This is a genomic window from Flavobacterium sp. I-STPP5a (assembly GCF_009764685.1).
Taxonomy (GTDB): domain Bacteria; phylum Bacteroidota; class Bacteroidia; order Flavobacteriales; family Flavobacteriaceae; genus Flavobacterium.
Genome location: NZ_VHLM01000060.1, coordinates 1 through 19,456 on the forward strand (window position 1 = coordinate 1; position 19,456 = coordinate 19,456).

A 19,456-nucleotide genomic window follows, 5' to 3' on the forward strand; every position below is an offset into this window, starting at 1 on the left:
ACTGGTGCAACAGGGATTTCAAATTCTGGAGTTTCAGGTGCAAATGGTTTGCCAGCTGGAGTTGCTGCTGCATGGGCATCGAACACAATTACAATTAGTGGTACTCCAACAGCTTCGGGAACATTCAGCTATAGTATTCCTTTAACAGGTGGTTGTGGTACAGTGAATGCTACTGGAACAATAACAGTTACACCAGCTAATACAGCAGGAACTGCATCAAGTACGCCAACGTTGTGTATCAATACGCTAGTAACAAATATTACGCACGCTACAACTGGTGCAACAGGGATTTCAAATGATGGCGTTTCAGGTGCAAATGGTTTGCCAGCTGGAGCTGCTGCTGCATGGGCATCGAACACAATTACAATTAGTGGTACTCCAACAGCTTCAGGAACATTCAGCTATAGCATTCCTTTAACAGGTGGTTGTGGTACAGTGAATGCTACTGGAACAATAACAGTTACACCAGCTAATACAGCAGGAACGCTTTCTGGAACACAAGCAGTTTGTGTGGGGTCTTCTACAACTTTCTCTGCTACAACAACTGGTGGAAATTATACTTCTAGTGCCACTGCAGTAGCTACTGTTGATCCTTCAACAGGAGTAATTACAGGAGTTGACCCAGGTACAGCTACCATAACATATACCGTAACTGGAACTGGTGGTTGTGCTGATGCTACCGCTACAAGAACCGTTACCGTGACACCATTGAACACGATTGCAACAGGTACCAATCAAACGGTTTGTATCAACTCGGCGATAACCAATATTACTCTTGCTACTACAGGTGCTACTGGAGCTAATTTCGCTGGCTTGCCAGCAGGTGTAACTGGTTCATGGGATTCGAATGTGGTTACTATTAGTGGAACTCCAACTGGACCTGGTGCATTTAATTATACTGTAACTACCACTGGTGGATGTACTCCTGAAACAACAAGTGGAACAATTACCGTATATGCACCGACTGTTACTTTAACAGGAACAACTTCAATCGCTGAAAATTCAGGAAGTAGTACAATTCTAACAGCTACATTATCCACTACAACTATCAGTGATGTAACTATTTCAATCTCATATTCAGGAACAGCTATATCTAGTTCTGATTATACTGCGAATAGTACAATTATAACTATACCGTCGGGATCAACTACTGGTACTGTAACCATTACTCCAATAGATGACAATATCAACGAAGGGTCAGAAACAGTTATTGCAAATATTGACAGCGTAACTGGAGGTTGTGCAACAGAATTAGGCAGTCAATTTGCAACTGTAACTATAACTGATGATGATGCTTTGCCTACCGTGGCAACAATCACTCCTGCTTCGGCTACCGAAGGATCTAATGTAGTATTCAGCTTCACATTGAGTAACCCTTCTGATCAAGCGACTACCTATACTTTTGTGTTGACTAATGGTACTGCGGGAAGTGCTGATTACATTACTACAAACGTTGAAGTAAGAGTTCCTGCTGGCGCAACTACGGGAACCGTAAGTGTACCAACAACTGTTGATACTATTGATGAAAATGACGAAGACTTTACCATTGCTGTTGGAACCATCAGTGCTACAGGTACGATTTTGGACAATAACAATGCATTAATAGTTGCGGTAGATGATAATATAGGACTAGTAAATGGCATAACAGGTGGTGAAATAGGTATCAACGTTATAAATAATGATACTCTAAACGGTATCCTATTATCACCTACTGATGTAGTAATAACTTATATCCCCAACGGCCCCATTACAGTTAGCTCTGATGGAAAAATCAGAGTATCTCCAAATACACCAGCGGGACAATATACAGTTCTGTACACAATCTGTGAGGCTAAAAATCCAAGTAATTGCTCTATTGGAACAGTTAGAGTAACTGTAGAAAGTGCTAACATAATATTAGCAGATGATATGTACACTAATTTAAGTTGTAATACAGCAGGTATTATAGGTAATATATTAACAAATGATACTTTAAACAACAGTCCAATAGTTCCTGAAACTATCAATTTGACTATATTGTCTGGACAAAATGCAAATATAACATTAGACAATTTAGGAAACCTGAGCATAATAAATAACCTAGCATTGGGACAATATGACTTGACTTACCAAGTTTGTGACAGAATAAATCCATTGAACTGTAAAACTGCAAAAATAACTCTTGTAATAAAAGATAATGTTTCACCTATAATAATTCAACTACCAGCAACATCAACTGTTTCATGTGGGACAACACTTAATTTTGCACAAGCTGTTGCAACTGATAACTGTGGAGCTGTAAGTTTGAGTTTTATTGACACTACAACTACAGGAAATTGTGCTGGATCGTATACTGTAACAAGAACTTGGACTGTAATAGATACTGCTGGTAATACAACAACAGCTTCGCAAATAATAAACGTTCAAGATAATCAAGGACCTGTTACCGCAACCGTTTTCCAACGAAATATAAATGTTAATTGTGATGCAATTCCAGTGAAACCTGAGTTGATATTTACTGATAATTGTTCAAGTGTTACATCAAATAATTACACTGAAACAATAAATAACAATAGCTCTAATTCATATACAATTATTAGGGAATGGCTGGTAGCAGATACTTGTGGAAATACATCTAGATTCACACAAAATGTGAATGTAACTAATACAAATGGACTTCAAACAATTGAAAGTTCTGCTTGTAATGGAGATACTGGTATAATAAATATGAATAACTTACTCCCTAGTGGAACTCCTATAAATGGAACCTGGACTGATATAGATAATACAGGCGCTTTGCAAGGAAATCAATTTAATCCTTTTGGTCAAAGTATAGGTGACAAAGTATTTGAATATAAAGTAAGTAATACAACCTGCCCTACTACTGTAAGAATAACTATTAAAGTTAATGATGATTGTTTAGTACTTGCATGTGGAACCGTTGAAGTTTTTAATGCTATATCCGCAAATAATGATAGTTTAAATAACAAATTGGTAATTAAAAATATTGACAACACCTCTTGTTATCCGGAAAATAACTTAGAAATATATAATCGTTGGGGAGTATTAGTTTTTGAAACAAAAAACTATAACAACCAAAACAATTATTTTGATGGTTATTCTCGAGGAAGAACGACTATTAAAGATACTGCTGGTTTACCAACTGGTACTTATTATTATATTTTAAACTACACCGCAATTGACAAGGATGGTAATACTCAAATTAAAAAACTAGCAAGTTATTTATATATCAATCGATAGATAAATCTTAAACTGATTTAAAACCTGAAGTATATTCTTCAGGTTTTTTTTTAGATAATCCATAACAACAAGAATTAAAATACCTATTATGAATCACCGAAAGTTAAAGCATGATCAAAAAGTAAAACAATTGATGCTCTTTTTTGTATCAACAATAAACCTATTTGGCAACATTTTGAACGTCAAAAATAACTCTTATCACATTAAATTCTAAAATCGTTCCATATAGTTGATAAAAGACTATAAAGAACAGTACATTACAAATACTTGAGGTACTTTATTTTTCCATATCTCGTACAAATTCTAACTTAGATATAGAAACATCACAAAAACGATTTGAAACAAAAAAGCTACCTCATAAATGAGATAGCTTCAAAAAAAATTAAAAAATCTTAAATTCTAGCAAATAAATTTGTAAAATATTTTCTACCATTTGTAGGATGTTCTCTAACTGCTAAACCAAAGTGAGTAAAATTACCTTCTATCACTGCTTTGTGCCCTGGACTAGCTAGCCATGCATTAAGTACAGATTGAGGTGTACTATAATTATAAGCTACATTTTCACTTACTGTTTTAGCTCCTAAGGTCTGAATAATATTTTCAGATCTTTCTACAAAATTATTATGATTAACAACATTATTTTCGATCATGTAATTATCATGTTCCTCAGATTTAAAGGACATATGATTAATCTTAAAAAGTGGATTTAAACCTTTACTAACTCTGTATGAATTTATTAAATCCATCGTTTCAATTTCAAAAGCACTATACGAAAAATTAGAAACTTTTTGTGCTCTAGGCTCGTTAATTTCTTCATCTGAACTATTAGATGAACATGAGGCTGATATACATACCACTAAACTTAGCAATAATGTACGAAGTAATTTTGTAGTCATAATCGAGTAGGTTAAACTTAAAGTCGATTGTGGGGCAACAAACTTTAAAATTAGTAATCTAATTTTATTTTCTTACTCAAATATAGGTAAAAATACCGTTATAAGGCAAATAAAATCGACCAACTACTTCATAAAAACAAAATTGTAAGTTTTTTAATGACTAAGGAGCGAGTCTGTCCATTTTCCAAGATTGATCATTTTGAAAAATATAACGTATTCTGTCATGTAAACGGTTAGGACGACCTTGCCAAAACTCAACTTCTGAAGGATTTACAATAAAGCCTCCCCAATATTCAGGTCTTGAAATAGGCGTATTTGCAAATTCTTTTTCTAGCTCTAAAAGTCTCGTTTCCAAAACTGCTCTTGACGAAACAACTTCACTTTGGTTAGATACAATTGCCCCAAGTTTACTACCGTCTGGTCTTGAATCAAAATAATTATCTGAAATCATTTCAGAAGTTTTACGAGCTACTCCTTTAATAATTACCTGACGTTCCATAGTGTGCCAAAAAAATGACAAACAAACTTTATCATTCTCAATAATAGCCCTACCCTTTTCTGAATTATAATTGGTATAAAAAATGAAACCTTCTTCAGAAAACTTCTTTAATAAAACGACTCTCGCTCTAGGAAAACCATCCAAACCAATTGTTGATAATGTCATGGCATTTACCTCACTATCTCCTCCATAGTCTTCAACTTCATGAAACCATCTATTAAATAAATTTATAGGATCTTGTGGAATGTTACTTTCTAAAAGTTCACTCTTATCATATGACTTTCTATAATCACTTAAATCATTCATTATCGTATAGTTTAAATAGTGTTTTTATATTATTTGTATTTTAAAATTCGAAGCTTTTACCGTCGTCACCAAGTAATACATTAGGAAAAACAGTTTCTGCTTCTTGCTTGAACATTTCAATACTTTCATAGCGTGTTGAATAATGTCCTAGAACTAATTGTTTTGCATTAGCTTTCAGGGCAATTAAAGCAGCTTCTTTGGCAGTAGAATGTAATGTTTTTTTAGCTAAATTTTCCTCTGATTGTAAGAAAGTCGATTCGTGGTACAAAACATCTACATTACTTATAATAGGAAGTATATCTTCATTATAAACGGTATCAGAACAAAAAGCATAACTCATTGCTGGCATAGGGTCAAAAGTAAGATCCTTATTCAAAATAACACTACCATCGTCTAAGGTGATATCTCTTCCGTTTTTTATATTTTGATAATAACAGGTATCAATTTCATGATCTTGAACTGCGTCTATATTTAATTTACGTTCTCCTATTTTTTCTTGGAACAAAAAACCATTCGTGTAAACTCTGTGTTTAAGGGGAATTGTTTTGACAACAACTTTATGATCCTCAAAAATTATTTCACTTTCTACTGATTCTAATTCATGAAAATACAATCCATAATTGGTCCAAGAATTAGACAGTCTCAGTTGTAATTTTATAATCTCTTTAATCCCTTTGGGACCATAAATATGTAAATCAGTAGTCCTATTTAATAATGAAAATGTAGATATCAAACCTACTAAACCAAAAAAGTGGTCTCCGTGTAAATGCGAAATAAAAATATGATTGATTCTAGAAAACTTCACTTTATTTTTTCGAAGTTGAACTTGTGTACCTTCGCCACAATCAATTAAGAAGAGCCTGTTATTAATATCTAAAACCTGAGCTGTGGGATTTGTAAAAGTTCTAGGAGTGGCCGCATAGCAACCAAGAATTGTTAATTTCAATATACTATTTATTCGATTATTTATACTTGCTTCCTTAATCAATAGGGTTTAAAAAAAAGAATAGATTGATTAAAAGCCTAAATCTCTTTCAATCTCTTCCATTTCAATAATATCATGCGCCTCTAATAATGATGGAACCACAGTTAACTTTGATGGAACTGCATTATAATCAAAATCAGCAGTAACAATTACAAATGACTTTTTTGCTTTTTTATGATCTTTTGATAAAGACAAAAAAAGTTTAACGTCTAATGTTGACATACTTTCATACATCAACAAATCAATAATTATGTTATGCTTTTCAAATGTTTTGTATTGGTGCGTAACTTTCATTAAAAAAGATGTAAAGTCACCTTGTGTATCGCAAATTACTATTGTGTGTCCTTTTTGATCTACTTTCATGATATTAAATTAAAATACATTTATAAAAATATAGTGCGGAATTATTTATCTAAAGTACTGAATACCGCTATTGAATTTTTGAGGCCAATAAATAAATGACAGCCATGCGAATAGCTACACCATTTTCAACTTGATTCAAAATTACAGATTGATGATGATCTGCTACCTCACTTGTAATCTCAACGCCTCTGTTGATTGGACCAGGGTGCATAATTACGATTTCTTTACTTAACGATTCTAAAAGAGTTTTATCTAAGCCGTATTGCTGGGCATATTCTCGTGTTGATGGAAAAAAATTAACATCCATACGCTCATTTTGTACGCGCAACATATTAGCTACATCACACCATTCTAATGCTTTTTTTAAATCAGGTTCAACCCCTACTCCTAATGAGTTGATGTATCTTGGTATCAACGTTTTGGGCCCACACACTTTTACTTCGGCTCCTTGCATTTGCAAAGCATAAATATTAGACAATGCTACTCTTGAGTGCAAAACATCACCTACTATGACTACTTTTTTACCCGCAACTTCGCCTAAACGCTCTCTTATAGAATAGCTATCTAGTAAGGCTTGTGTAGGATGTTCATGAGCTCCATCTCCTGCGTTAACAATGGTTGCTTTGACATTTTTTGATAAAAAATATGCGGCACCCGGATTAGAATGTCGCATCACTACCATATCTACTTTCATAGATAAGATGTTATTTACCGTATCAATTAATGTTTCTCCTTTTTTTACTGAGGATTGTGCTGCCGAAAAACTAATTACATCAGCACTCAAACGTTTTTGAGCTAATTCAAAGGAAAGTTTTGTTCTTGTACTGTTTTCAAAAAAAATATTAGCTATTGTAATATCTCGTAACGAAGGCACTTTCTTTATCGGTCTATTAATAACTTCTTTAAAATGATCTGCGGTTTCAAATATCAAGTCAATATCATTTTTATTGATGTACTTTATACCTAATAAATGATTTACGCTTAATTCTTTCATTTCTATTTACGATTATATTTTCTGATTTGCAATTGCTATGACTCACTGGTGATTAAAAAAACACCATCTTCGCCATCATTTTCTTTCCAATTTACTTTTACTTTTTCATTATTGATAGCATCTACTTGTCTCCCTCTATAATCAGGTTGAATGGGTAAATTACGGCTAAATCTTCTGTCAATAAGGACTAGCAATTCAATTTCTGATGGTCTACCAAAAGACTGGATTGCTGTTAATGCTGACCTAATACTACGACCAGTAAATAAAACATCATCAATAAAAATTACTTTCTTATTTTCAACAATAAAATTGATCTTCGTTTTATTGGCTTCTAATGGTTTATCGGTTCTTCTAAAATCATCTCTAAAAAATGTGATATCGAGATATCCTAACTGAATTTCAGGAGTTTGATATTCGTCTTGTAGAATTTTTTTTAAACGTTCTGCTAAAAAAACTCCTCTTGGTTGAATTCCTACCAAAATCGTATCTGAAAAATTGAGGTGTTTTTCTATTAATTGACAAGCCAAACGGTGTAAAATGATAGTAACTTCTTTAGCAGTAAGCAATACTTTTTGGCTCATGGCGAGGTTGTTCTTTGGTTACACAAATATACAAATACATATTTAGCATTTTCAAATTAAATCTAAACAAATACAGCATGATTTTATAAAAAACTGAAAAGCTACATTTTATAATTATCTGCAATAATTATGTAACAATCATTTTCTTCTTTTAATCTAATTTTACAAAAAATAAAAACATTTCAAAAACTCAAATCATGCAAAAAATATTTACAAGAATCTCGTTATTATCTTTTCTTTTACTCACTTTATCAAGTTGTTCCATTGTTAAGGGAATTTTTAAAGCTGGTGTAGGCGTTGGTATTTTTTTAGTTGTTGCTGTTATTGCAATTTTACTTTTTATAATCACAAAAATATTCAAAAGAAAATAATAGCTCTGTAAAAAACTAAAGCTAGAATTTACATCAAAAAAAATCCCGCTGCTGCGGGATTTATTGTTATTTAGAATACATTTTCACTCTCAATTCTTGTACTTTTTCATCATCTAAGTAGTCATCAAATGTCATGTAACGGTCTATAGCTCCATTTGGAGTAAGTTCAATTACCCTATTAGCAACAGTTTGAGAGAACTCATGATCATGCGTGGTAAAAATTACGGATCCTTTAAAGTTTTTTAATGAATTATTAAAAGCCGTAATCGACTCCAAGTCTAAGTGATTCGTAGGCTCATCTAGCATTAACACATTAGCACGTTCCATCATCATTCTAGACAACATGCATCTTACTTTTTCTCCACCAGATAAAACACGACATGTTTTTAAAGCTTCTTCACCTGAAAAAATCATTTTCCCAAGGAAACTTCTAATGTTTACCTCATCACGCTCTTCTTCTGTTTTTACCCATTGACGCAACCAGTCCACTAGTGAATAATCACTTTCAAAAAACGAATGATTTTCAACTGGTAAATACGCTTGGTTTGTTGTAACTCCCCAATCAAAAGTACCAGAATCTGCTTTTTGATTTCCGTTTAAGATTTCGTAAAAAGCAGTTGTAGCACGAGAATCTTTTGAAAACAAGACAATCTTATCTCCTTTTGCCATATTCAAATCTACACCCTTGAACAAAATGTCTCCGTCAATAGAGGCACTCAAGTTTTGTACATTTAAGATTTGATCTCCCGCTTCACGCTCTTGATCAAAAATAATGGCAGGATATCTTCGGCTAGAAGGTTTTATCTCGGAAATATTTAATTTACTAATCATTTTTTTACGAGAAGTTGCTTGTTTCGACTTGGCAACATTGGCAGAAAAACGACGAATAAATTCTTCTAATTCTTGTTTCTTTTCCTCAGCTTTTTTGTTTTGTTGTGCGCGTTGTTTTGCAGCTAACTGGCTCGATTCATACCAAAACGTGTAATTCCCAGAGTAATGATTGATTTTATTATAATCTATGTCAGAAATGTGTGTACATACAGAATCTAAAAAGTGTCTGTCATGCGATACTACAATTACCGTATTTTCATAATTTGCTAAGAAATTTTCTAACCAAGCAATGGTTTCAAAATCCAAGTCATTGGTAGGCTCATCCATAATTAATAAATCAGGATTTCCAAACAAGGCTTGCGCCAATAACACTCGTACTTTAATTTTGCCCTCAAGATCACCCATTAATGTATAATGATGCTCCTCAGTTATACCAAGGTTTGAAAGCATAGATGCAGCGTCAGAATCGGCATTCCAACCGTTCATTTCTTCAAATTGCACTTGCAACTCCCCTATTCTATCTGCATTTTTATCATTATAATCCAAGTAAAGTTCGTCCATTTCTTTTTTTACAGCATACAAAACTTTGTTTCCCATCATTACTGTTTCCAGTACTGAATGTTCATCAAACATGTTGTGATTCTGGTTTAAAACAGACATACGCTTGCCAGGTTCTAAGTGAATGTGTCCCGAAGTAGGATCCATATCACCAGCGATGATCTTTAAGAAAGTAGATTTTCCAGCCCCATTGGCTCCGATAACGCCATAAATATTTCCGTGTGTAAAGGTCGTATTTACTTCGTCAAACAATATTCGTTTGCCAAACTGAACTGATAAATTATTTACTGTTAACATGAATTATCTTTTTTAATAAATTTTTGCAAAAGTACAAAATTCGCTTAGTTTAATTTCATTTTATCGATTAACTTATAAAAAAAAGAGGACATCATAAAGATATCCTCTCTGAAATTAATTTCTTGATAACAACAATAAACAAATTGAAAAGAAATTAACACCAATTCAAAAATTAATAAAACTAAATAAACCAAACTTAATTAACTAAACCTATCAATATTTGAACAAAAAAATTATAATTCCACCATATTTTTCAAACCCTTAAAAACAGCGAGTTCTACATCGGCATGAGCCTTTGAATTACATTTTTCTAGTAACTCTTTTGCTAAAGAACCATTATAATTTGACTTCATTTGCAACTTAAAAAGCAATTGCTCTGACAAATCATGTAATGCTTTAGACAACGGCAAAAGAGGTTCTACCAATGGAGCATTTTGACTTAAACCCTCTAATTCTTTATGATTTTGTATCCATTTATTAAAAAACAAAGCAATTGCAGCTTCATATGAAACATCTTTGTTTTTTACATACTCTGTTATCAATTCATTAAAAACTAAAGCATCATCGGCATCTGGCGCACATGCATCAGCAAACAAAGTAAAAGGAGAATACATCTGATACTCTGTTCCTCCAGCATTACGGGAATAAATTTTCAGCGGTTCACAAACTGCTGAAAATGTTTGTAAAGCAGCTGTATTTTGATTGTTACTGATATTTCTCAACAACACCTCTTTATTTCGAATATGCGTAATACCTAGTTCTTCTAATCGAAAAGAAATGTTTTTCAATCTTTTTCGCATACTTGCCAAATCCGTTACATTGGCATCAGACCAAAGTCTTTCGGCAATAGCAGCGGTTCTGGGCCAAATTCTTGAATCAATGGTTTCAGGTGTAGCCAATTCACTCCACATTGTAGCTTCTCCTCCGAGAATTCTAGCTTTTTCTTCTGATGAAAGCGACGTGTTTTTAGGCATAGGATCAGTCAAATAATGACTTTCAACTCCTTGAACTAAATCTACATAAAAACCATTAGACAATACTGTTTTATAACCATTGCTAGCAGCTGCAACAAGAGAACTACCAGCGACAACACCTTCATTAGGCCCTTTCCAGGAATGAATTATAGCTTCCTTTGACATGCTTTTGGTCATGATTTCTTCCCATCCCATCAATTCTTTTTGATGCTTTTTTAACATCGGAATTAACTGCATGGTAAAATAAGTTTGCAAATCATGATTGTTAGCTAACTTATTTTTCTTCATGAATTCTTGAATTTTAGGATTCGAATCCCAATCTTTACCTTCGTTTTCATCGCCTCCTATGTGGAAATATTTCCCTGGAAATAGGGGACAAACTTCATCAAAAATTTCACTTAACAATTGATATGTCTTTGGATTAGAAGGGTCTAAAGTTGGCGTAAAAATTCCTGCATTTCTTTCTAAAGAATAGGTCACAAGACCAGATGCTGTCATCGTTTTTTCAGAAGAACCTTTACTTATAGTTATTACTTTACTTCCAATTTCTGGAAAGGCAGTCAAAATAGCAGAAGCGTGTCCCGGCACATCAATTTCTGGAACTACTTGAATTCCTCTATCAGCAGCATATTTTACAATACCTTTAATTTCTTCCTGAGTATAAAAAAGACCATCAGAAGCTTTATCTGTGAGCACTTTATGCTTCTTCATTTCAATTCTCCAACCTTGATCGTCAACCAAATGCCAATGAAAAACATTCATTTTCATAGCAGCCATTGCGTCTAAATTTCTTTTAATCACATCAACTGGTTGAAAATGTCTAGCAACATCAATCATTAAACCACGCCATGTAAAACGAGGCATGTCTGTAACAGTTATATTAGGAAAATAATAGGAAGTAGCATTGTTTTGAAGCAATTGCAAAAGAGTCTCTAATGCGTGCATAGCACCTAAATCTGAGGAAGCATTGATCACAATAGCATTTGACTGTACAGTCAATTGATAACTTTCATCTTCATACAAACCAATTTTCCCTGGCTTTGTGCAATTAATTTGCAATTGTGCATCTGGAAATTCATTGGTTGAAGTCACAAAACCTTGCTTAAAAAACAATCCAGTTCTACCATCTAATCGTCTTAAAAACTTAGAAACCGCTCCAAAGATTCTTGTATTGGGTTGCCCTGTAACATTTACTTTAAAAGTAGATTTTAAATCAAAATTTCCTGACTTAAGTTCTACTTTTTGAGGCCAAGGCATTAAATTCAAGGACTCTTTGGTAACTTGCGCAGTTGTAGATAATGTTATAAAAAACAGTATAAAAAGGTATTTCATGAGAGGTTTTGGTATAATATATCTTCAGTCAGGATAAAAATCCTGATTGTTGAAATTATCCATTCGGGTGAACAATCAACCGAATGGATTTTAATTCTTAATAATCAAATCTTTTAAAAGCTTCGATAGCTTCATATTCTGCTAAACCTAATTCATCATATAATTTGGCAGTATTTTTATTTCGATCTTCGGCACGTACCCAAAATTCTCTTGAGTCATTACCTTGGAACATCACACGATCCTTTTGAGATTGATGAAATAAAATGGCTTGTCGTTTCAATAATACCTCATCTGGACTTAACGGAACTGCCATATCAATTTCATGTAAATCCCATTCATGCCAAGCTCCTCTATACAACCACAACCAACAATCTTTCATGTAAGGTTTAGCTTTTAATTGTTTTAAGGCTGCAAAAATGGCATTTAAACATACTTCGTGAGTACCATGTGGATCAGCTAAATCACCAGCTGCAAAAACTTGATGCGGTTTAATTTTAGCGATGATATCAGCTACAATTTCAATATCTTCAGTTCCAATCGGGTTTTTCTTTACCTGACCTGTTTCGTAAAAAGGCAGATCTAAAAAATGAACATTTTCATCTTTCAACCCAATATAACGCACTGCGGCATAAGATTCTCTTCTCCTTATTAAGCCTTTTAATTTTCTAACTTCAAGAGAATCAACTTGATTATCATTCTTATTTTTTAAGAAATCAATCACCGCTTGAAAGTTAATTTTGCTACTATCCTCCCCTACAAAATCATTACATACCTCGGCAAATTTTAATGCTTCTTCATCTGTTACTGCAATATTTCCAGAAGTTTGATACACTACATGAACTTCATGTCCTTGCTTGATTAGTTTAGCAAAAGTTCCTCCCATAGAAATCACATCATCATCTGGATGAGGACTAAAAAGGATTACTCTCTTTTTAGCTGGATCAGCTCTTTCTGGGCGGTGTGCATCATCAGCATTAGGTTTTCCTCCAGGCCAACCCGTAATGGTATGCTGCAACACATTGAACATATTAATATTCAAATCATAAGCAGAACCTTCTTGAGCTAATAAGTCAGACATACCGTTGTTATTGTAGTCTCTATCAGTAAGTTTTAAAATGGACTGATTTGTTTTTTGACACAACCAAACTATAGCTTTGCTTTTTAATTCCTGGCTCCAAATGCACTCACCCACCAGCCATGGTGTTTCAAAACGGGTTAGAGACGAAGCTGCAGATTGATCCAAAACAAATGTAGCATTGGGATGATTTTGCAAAAAAGTAGCAGGTACTTCAGAACTAATTTCACCTTGAATAGTTCTTTTAATGATATCAGCTTTATTTTGTCCCCAAGCCATCAAAACAATTCGTTTAGAACGCATAATGGTAGAAACTCCCATTGTAATGGCGCGTTTGGGTACATTATTAATTCCATTAAAATCAGAAGAAGCATCTACTCTAGTAATATGATCTAAAGTAATGATTCGAGTACCTGAATTAATGTGTGAACCAGGCTCATTAAACCCTACGTGTCCTGTACGTCCAATACCTAACAATTGAAAATCAAGTCCTCCTGCTTTTTTAATATTCATCTCATAATCAATACAGTATTGATTCAACTCTTCAATAGCAACTGTTCCGTCTGGAATGTTTACATGATCAGGGTGAATATCTATATGATTAAATAAATGCTGATGCATAAAATAATGATAGCTCTGCTTGCTCTCTTTGTTCATCGGATAATATTCATCCAAATTAAACGTAATTACATTTTTAAAGCTTAATCCTTCCTCTTTGTGCATTCGAACCAATTCTTCGTATACTTTTACTGGAGAAGAACCGGTAGCAAGACCTAAAACACAATTTTTATTTTCTTCTTGTTTGGATCGAATTAAAGCGGCAATTTCTTCAGCAACAATTTTTGAAGCCTCTACAGAATTTTTAAAAATTTCGTTGTGAATTTTTTCAAATCGAGTTTCTTCAAATTTACCCGCACTCTTGTAGCTAATATCCGGTTTTATGTCTAAAGTGTTTTTCATTGTATTGTAATTTTAAATTCTAGCTGATTTTATTTTTTTCTTTATAATTCCTTTGTTTTCAAAACAACATTTGATATTTTCTTTTATTAACATTTAAAACATCTATGATGTTTACTGTATATAAAAATGAAATCTTTTTTTTACTTTATATCAAATTTAAGAGTATTACTTGGAGCAAAAAAATAAAAGAAACAAACGGTCAGAGTTTGTATACCAACGACATTGTTTAACCAATAAAGCGTTATAGAGTCTATAAAATTTGCTATTAGTCCCTAGTCATTAATCCTTAGCATAGGGCTAAGAACTAAAAACTAAGGACCATTAACTTTATACTATAAATTAGAAATTAGATCCAGTAGTATCCCACCACAATCTTGTTCCTCCATTATCTGGTCCACCTAGTTTAGCTAAACCAGTAGCAACACCTCCTGCATTACCATCTTTTTCAGATTGTACGAAGTTTATTCTTTTTGGTCCAAATTCTGTTGAAATTTTACCTCCACTTAAATTTTTAACTACTTTAAAAAGCTTTGGATAGCCCGTTCTACGGTATTCAGACCAAGCTTCTTGTCCTTCTGGAAAACCAGCAATCCATTTTTGAGTGATTATTTTTTGCAACTTAACTTCATTAGTAGCTGCAACATCCCATGCTACTGTAACATTATTAGCAGCTGTTACATTGTTTGTAGCACTTTTAACATCAACAAAATCTTTAGCTTTTTTTACATTATCAGCTATATAAGAATCTGCACCACTGAGGCCATGCTGCTCAAATGAAGCCTTAATCCCAGATTCATATAACCCTTGAGCCGAACCTCCCATTGCCCAACCTCTTAAAGCACCTTCAGCACGCAAAAAGTAAATTTCTGCGGTACCCATTAATACTTTTTGGTTTCCTGCAACTACAGAACCGATTTCTGACATACCTGTACGATCAGATTTGGCTACAATATCAATACCATTTCTTATACCACGATATTGTCCTGGAAAATCAACAGATTCAGAGAAGTATTTAACCAATCTTGGATCATTGTATCCACCCATAATCGATTCCATATCAGCAGACATACGAATATCTCCCCATGATGATGAAATAGTTTTTATTGGATCTATAAATGTAGATGAATATTTAATCTTAGCGATATCGTCTTTTACAGTTAATACACCAAATTTCTGAACTATAGCTTTCTCAGCTTCAGATTTTGCCAATGTCTGATTAACTTTAACAATACGCATGGCTAAACGTAAACGCAATGAATTTGCAAATTTAACCCATTTAGTATAATTTCCTTCATAAGTGGTCAGATCAGTACCCGCAAAAATTGTTTTTTCGTTTGCATCGATACGCTTAGTAAGCTCTGCTACAGCAAAGTCTAACTCCTTAAACATCGCTTTATAAACTTCCTCTTGAGAATCATAAGCAATAACCGCATCTGTGGTTCCAAATTTTGAATAAACTATAGGGCCAAATGTATCCGTCATACGCTGCATTGCTTGAACTTTAAGAATAAGAGATATCGCGTATACTTGGTTTAAAGATCCTTTAGTAAGTTGTTCTACTCTGTAAAGATTTGCCATTACATCAGTATAACCTAAGCTCCAAACGAAACCATTCCAGCCATCTACTAAATCATAAGTAGCATTATTACTTCCTCCTCTAAAACCTGTAGGAGTAGCCATATAACCTGACCACAAATCGGCATTTAAGTTTTGTTGTAATTGATACTTCCAATGTAAAGTATTGAAAACACCATTAAAAGCTGCCTGAAAAGGAGTCTTTATGTGATTAAAATCCTGAGTCAAATGCTCATTTGTCAATCCGTATGGATTTTGATTTATTGAATTAAAGTCATCTGTACATCCTATTGCTAAAAATAGAGAAGCACATATAGCTGTTGATTTTATTTTATTTAACATCATTGTAAACGTGAATTAGAAAGTTACATTTAAATTTAGACCAATACTTCTTGTAGAAGGCATACCAAATACATCTACTCCCTGTAAACCATTTCCTGTACTTAATGAAATGTTTGGATCAAAAGGCGCATTTTTGTAGAAAAACAATAAGTTTCTACCAACAACTGACAAACTAGCAGCTTTTAAAAATTTATTCTCACTTAGCTTAAAAGTATAACCTAGAGATAATTCTCTTAAACTAACATTAGTAGCATCATAAACATATTCACCTGTAGCACCAGCTCTACCTCCTATTTGCGTATAATAACTATCCGCAGGATACTTTCCTACATAGGCGCTGCCATTTGGATACACCGCATTAATTGCAACTCCACCAGCATTGCGAGCATCACCAGTCGCTTTAGATACTCCAAATTCATCATTGATTGCTTGAGTCAAACTCATTACATCTCCTCCAAAACGACCATCAACTGTAAAATTCAAGAAATAATTACCCAATTTGAATGAATTTTGAAAACCAATCATAAAATCAGGATTTGCGTTTCCTACTTTTTCTAAGCCAGTTTTTTGAATAGTTCCATCAGCATTTAACATTACTCTTCCTTGAGCATCACGTTTTAAATTAACCCCTTCAATTACACCAAATGGTTGATTATTATATAGTGCATATCTGTAATTATTTACACCTGCTGGGGTCAATACTACTACTCCTCCTAAATTATCTGGTAAATCAGTTACTTTATTTCTATTCAATGAATAATTAACATTTGCATCCCAATCAAAAGCATCAGATTTGATAATTTTTGCAAACAATACCGCTTCAATCCCTGAGTTTTTAATTATTCCAGAATTGAAAATATAATTTTGGTAACCCTCTGGGTTTGTTGCTGGTGCTGGTACAGAAAGTAATTGATTTTTAGTGATATTGTTATAATACGTTAATTCCAAACCAATTCTATTTTCTAAAAATCTCCATTCTGTACCGATTTCAAAAGAGTTTTGACGCTCTGCTTTTAATTTGGTTCCAGCTTGAGGTCCAAAAGTTGGTTTTGAATTAGCTGGATCTACAGCTGTATACAAATTAACAGGAGAAGAAACAAAATTTGGAATATCATTACCAACTGCCGCTACCGAAGCTCTAATTTTAGCAAAAGAAACATATGATGGAAATTCAATAATTTCAGACAGTAAAGTCGTAACACCTAGAGAAGGATAAACAGGTGCTTGCTCAGCATTTACTAATGATGAAGACCAATCTTTTCTAGCAGTTACATCAGCATATAGATAATCACGGAAACCAATTGTAGCGGAGGCAAAAAGGGATTGAGTTTGTCTTCTTTCACCATAGTTTTGAAAAATACCTTGAGTATCATTAAAATTATGTAAAGTGAACCAATTTGTAGTTTTCAAACCTGATGGATTTGAATCCATAACTTGTTCATCATTTAAAAAACGATCTGTTATACTAGCTCCAATATTAGCATTGAATGACAAGTCATCATTAATTTTGGTATTGATAGTAGCAATCAAGTCACCATATTTTTGAGTACTTGTATTATTAATCAATATATATCGTCCATTTGGATGCGATAAAGTACCTTCAGTGGTAGCATAAATAAATTTTTCAAATTTGCTATCAATTTTATCATAGTTAAAACGAGAACCTATACTTAACCATTTATTAGCTTTATAATTCACGCCTAAAGCTCCATTAAAGTAATGATTTGTGTCTTCGGATTTGTTTCTGTTTAAACCCCAATATGGATTTTGCCATATATCTCTACTTCCAACCCAATTTTGACCCATCAAATTTCTAACGGGATCATAAACTTCATAATTTTCTTTGTAATTATTAAAATCTGCTCCTCTTGGCAATAGATAAACCCCTGTTAGTGGATTAAAATACAAACCACTTGTTGGACGGTTTGTAATTTCTTGAGCAACATAATTAGCATTAGCATTAATAACTAATTTGTCATCCAATAATTTGAAAGTTTGTTTTAAACCAAAATTGTGCTTTGTCAAACTGTTTGTTGGTATAATTCCATTTGACGTTGTATTAGCATATGATAAATAAGAAGATGAATTTTTAGAAGCCGTTCCAAAATTTATAGCTGAAATTTGCGTTGATCCTGTTCTAAAAAAATCCTTTACATGGTCTTTAACTTTTTGTGGAGCTCCCCATGACTCGTTAGCACTTGGTTTTGCAATATAATCTGTTTGGAATTTGGGCAAGTAAGCCACCGATTCATAAGTTGTATTAGAAGATGCTCTTACAAATGAAGTATCTTCTTTGATCTTTTTGGAAGTCAACATAATTACTCCTCTTGCTCCTTGAGAGCCATAAAGAGCAGCTGCAGATGCTCCCTTTAAAATAGTCATTCCTTCATAATCCTCTGGATTGACTAAAGAAGCGACATCTCCACCATCTCTATTACCTCCCTGAGTACTACCAAATGAATCATTTGGCTGACTTGAAGAAGTATTTAACATTGGTATACCATCAATAACATACAGTGGTTGATTATTCAATACCGAAGAATTTCCACGAATAGTAACTTTTGTAGAACCTCCAGTACCACCAGCACTTTTAACCACATTAACACCTGCAATTTTACCCGCTATTGTATTAATTAAGTTGGCATCTTTGGACCGCGTTAACTCTTCACCTTTTAACTCTTGAGCAGCATACGTAAGAGATTTTCTTGTTTTCTTAATCCCTAATGAAGTAACTACAACCTCACTTAATGCTGTTGTAGCATCACTTTTCAATATTATTCTGATAGAATCAGCTTCACCTACTACTACCGTTTTAGTTTCGTAACCTAAATACGACACTACTAAAGTTTTCCCTACACTTACCTGTATAGCAAAACTACCATCAAAATCAGTAGTTGTTCCTTTGGATTCTCCTTGTACCTGCACATTTGCCGATGGTATTGGAGCACCACTGGCCTCTATTACCGTTCCCTTGAGCGTTTTTACTTGTGCAATCGAGAGTTGCGAAGCAAAAATAATCATAATGATTAATAAAAATTGTTTCATTTTTTTTAAATGTATTAGTTAGTTATAGTATAAAATTATCTTTAAGATTTTGTTAAAAAAAATAAATTATACCAACAGTATTATTTTTTAAACAAACGACATCTTTCGTTCAACAATATGTTACACGAAAACGTTTTCTAATTTTCATTACATTGAGATATTAATAATTAAAATCTTTTTTTCTCTAAAAAGGATCGTTTTTATTAACAAAATGATTAAAGTTGCAAAATCA

Annotated in this window: 13 protein-coding genes; 2 read left to right on the forward strand and 11 right to left on the reverse strand. The window is 33.3% G+C overall.

What is annotated here, in order from left to right:
- Positions 1-3,240, forward strand: a 3,240-nt coding sequence (locus FJV36_RS11980; RefSeq protein ID WP_158728269.1) for a gliding motility-associated C-terminal domain-containing protein, incomplete at its 5' end; no start/stop codon positions are given.
- 392 nt (positions 3,241-3,632) lie between these two features.
- Here FJV36_RS11980 and FJV36_RS11985 read toward each other — a convergent pair.
- The 6 genes from FJV36_RS11985 to pyrR all read right to left on the reverse strand — a co-directional run bounded on the left by FJV36_RS11985 (position 3,633) and on the right by pyrR (position 7,864).
- Complete coding sequence (locus tag FJV36_RS11985) at positions 3,633-4,136, reverse strand: CAP domain-containing protein (protein ID WP_158728270.1); 504 nt, start codon at positions 4,134-4,136, stop codon at positions 3,633-3,635.
- 160 nt (positions 4,137-4,296) lie between these two features.
- A complete protein-coding gene (gene pdxH, locus FJV36_RS11990) occupies positions 4,297-4,941 on the reverse strand; it encodes a pyridoxamine 5'-phosphate oxidase (RefSeq protein ID WP_158728271.1) in 645 nt (214 codons plus the stop codon).
- A 40-nt stretch (positions 4,942-4,981) separates the two neighbouring features.
- Complete coding sequence (locus FJV36_RS11995) at positions 4,982-5,887, reverse strand: ribonuclease Z (protein WP_158728272.1); 906 nt, start codon at positions 5,885-5,887, stop codon at positions 4,982-4,984.
- Between the two features lie 69 nt (positions 5,888-5,956).
- Entirely contained in the window at positions 5,957-6,289 is a 333-nt protein-coding gene (locus FJV36_RS12000; protein ID WP_158728273.1) for a ribonuclease Z, read from the reverse strand.
- A gap of 67 nt (positions 6,290-6,356) precedes the next feature.
- Entirely contained in the window at positions 6,357-7,283 is a 927-nt protein-coding gene (locus FJV36_RS12005) for an aspartate carbamoyltransferase catalytic subunit (protein ID WP_158728274.1), read from the reverse strand.
- A gap of 35 nt (positions 7,284-7,318) precedes the next feature.
- Positions 7,319-7,864 carry a bifunctional pyr operon transcriptional regulator/uracil phosphoribosyltransferase PyrR gene (gene pyrR / locus FJV36_RS12010; RefSeq protein ID WP_158728275.1) on the reverse strand — a complete coding sequence of 182 codons (546 nt, stop codon included), beginning with the start codon at positions 7,862-7,864 and terminating at the stop codon, positions 7,319-7,321.
- 197 nt (positions 7,865-8,061) lie between these two features.
- Between pyrR and FJV36_RS16365 the strand changes: the two genes are divergently transcribed.
- Positions 8,062-8,235: a hypothetical protein gene (locus FJV36_RS16365; RefSeq protein ID WP_199250867.1), complete on the forward strand. Its 174-nt coding sequence runs from the start codon at positions 8,062-8,064 to the stop codon at positions 8,233-8,235.
- A gap of 66 nt (positions 8,236-8,301) precedes the next feature.
- On the opposite strand, the gene FJV36_RS12015 is transcribed toward FJV36_RS16365, so the two are convergent.
- From FJV36_RS12015 to FJV36_RS12035, 5 genes are all read right to left on the reverse strand, one after another.
- Positions 8,302-9,921 (reverse strand): ABC-F family ATP-binding cassette domain-containing protein, encoded by a 1,620-nt coding sequence (locus FJV36_RS12015; protein WP_158728276.1) that lies wholly within the window; start codon positions 9,919-9,921, stop codon positions 8,302-8,304.
- A gap of 233 nt (positions 9,922-10,154) precedes the next feature.
- Complete coding sequence (locus tag FJV36_RS12020) at positions 10,155-12,227, reverse strand: beta-N-acetylhexosaminidase (RefSeq protein WP_158728277.1); 2,073 nt, start codon at positions 12,225-12,227, stop codon at positions 10,155-10,157.
- Between the two features lie 97 nt (positions 12,228-12,324).
- A complete protein-coding gene (nagB, locus tag FJV36_RS12025) occupies positions 12,325-14,262 on the reverse strand; it encodes a glucosamine-6-phosphate deaminase (protein WP_158728278.1) in 1,938 nt (645 codons plus the stop codon).
- Between the two features lie 339 nt (positions 14,263-14,601).
- Positions 14,602-16,182: a RagB/SusD family nutrient uptake outer membrane protein gene (locus FJV36_RS12030; protein WP_158728279.1), complete on the reverse strand. Its 1,581-nt coding sequence runs from the start codon at positions 16,180-16,182 to the stop codon at positions 14,602-14,604.
- A 12-nt stretch (positions 16,183-16,194) separates the two neighbouring features.
- Positions 16,195-19,224: a SusC/RagA family TonB-linked outer membrane protein gene (locus tag FJV36_RS12035; protein ID WP_158728280.1), complete on the reverse strand. Its 3,030-nt coding sequence runs from the start codon at positions 19,222-19,224 to the stop codon at positions 16,195-16,197.
- Positions 19,225-19,456 lie beyond the last annotated feature (232 nt).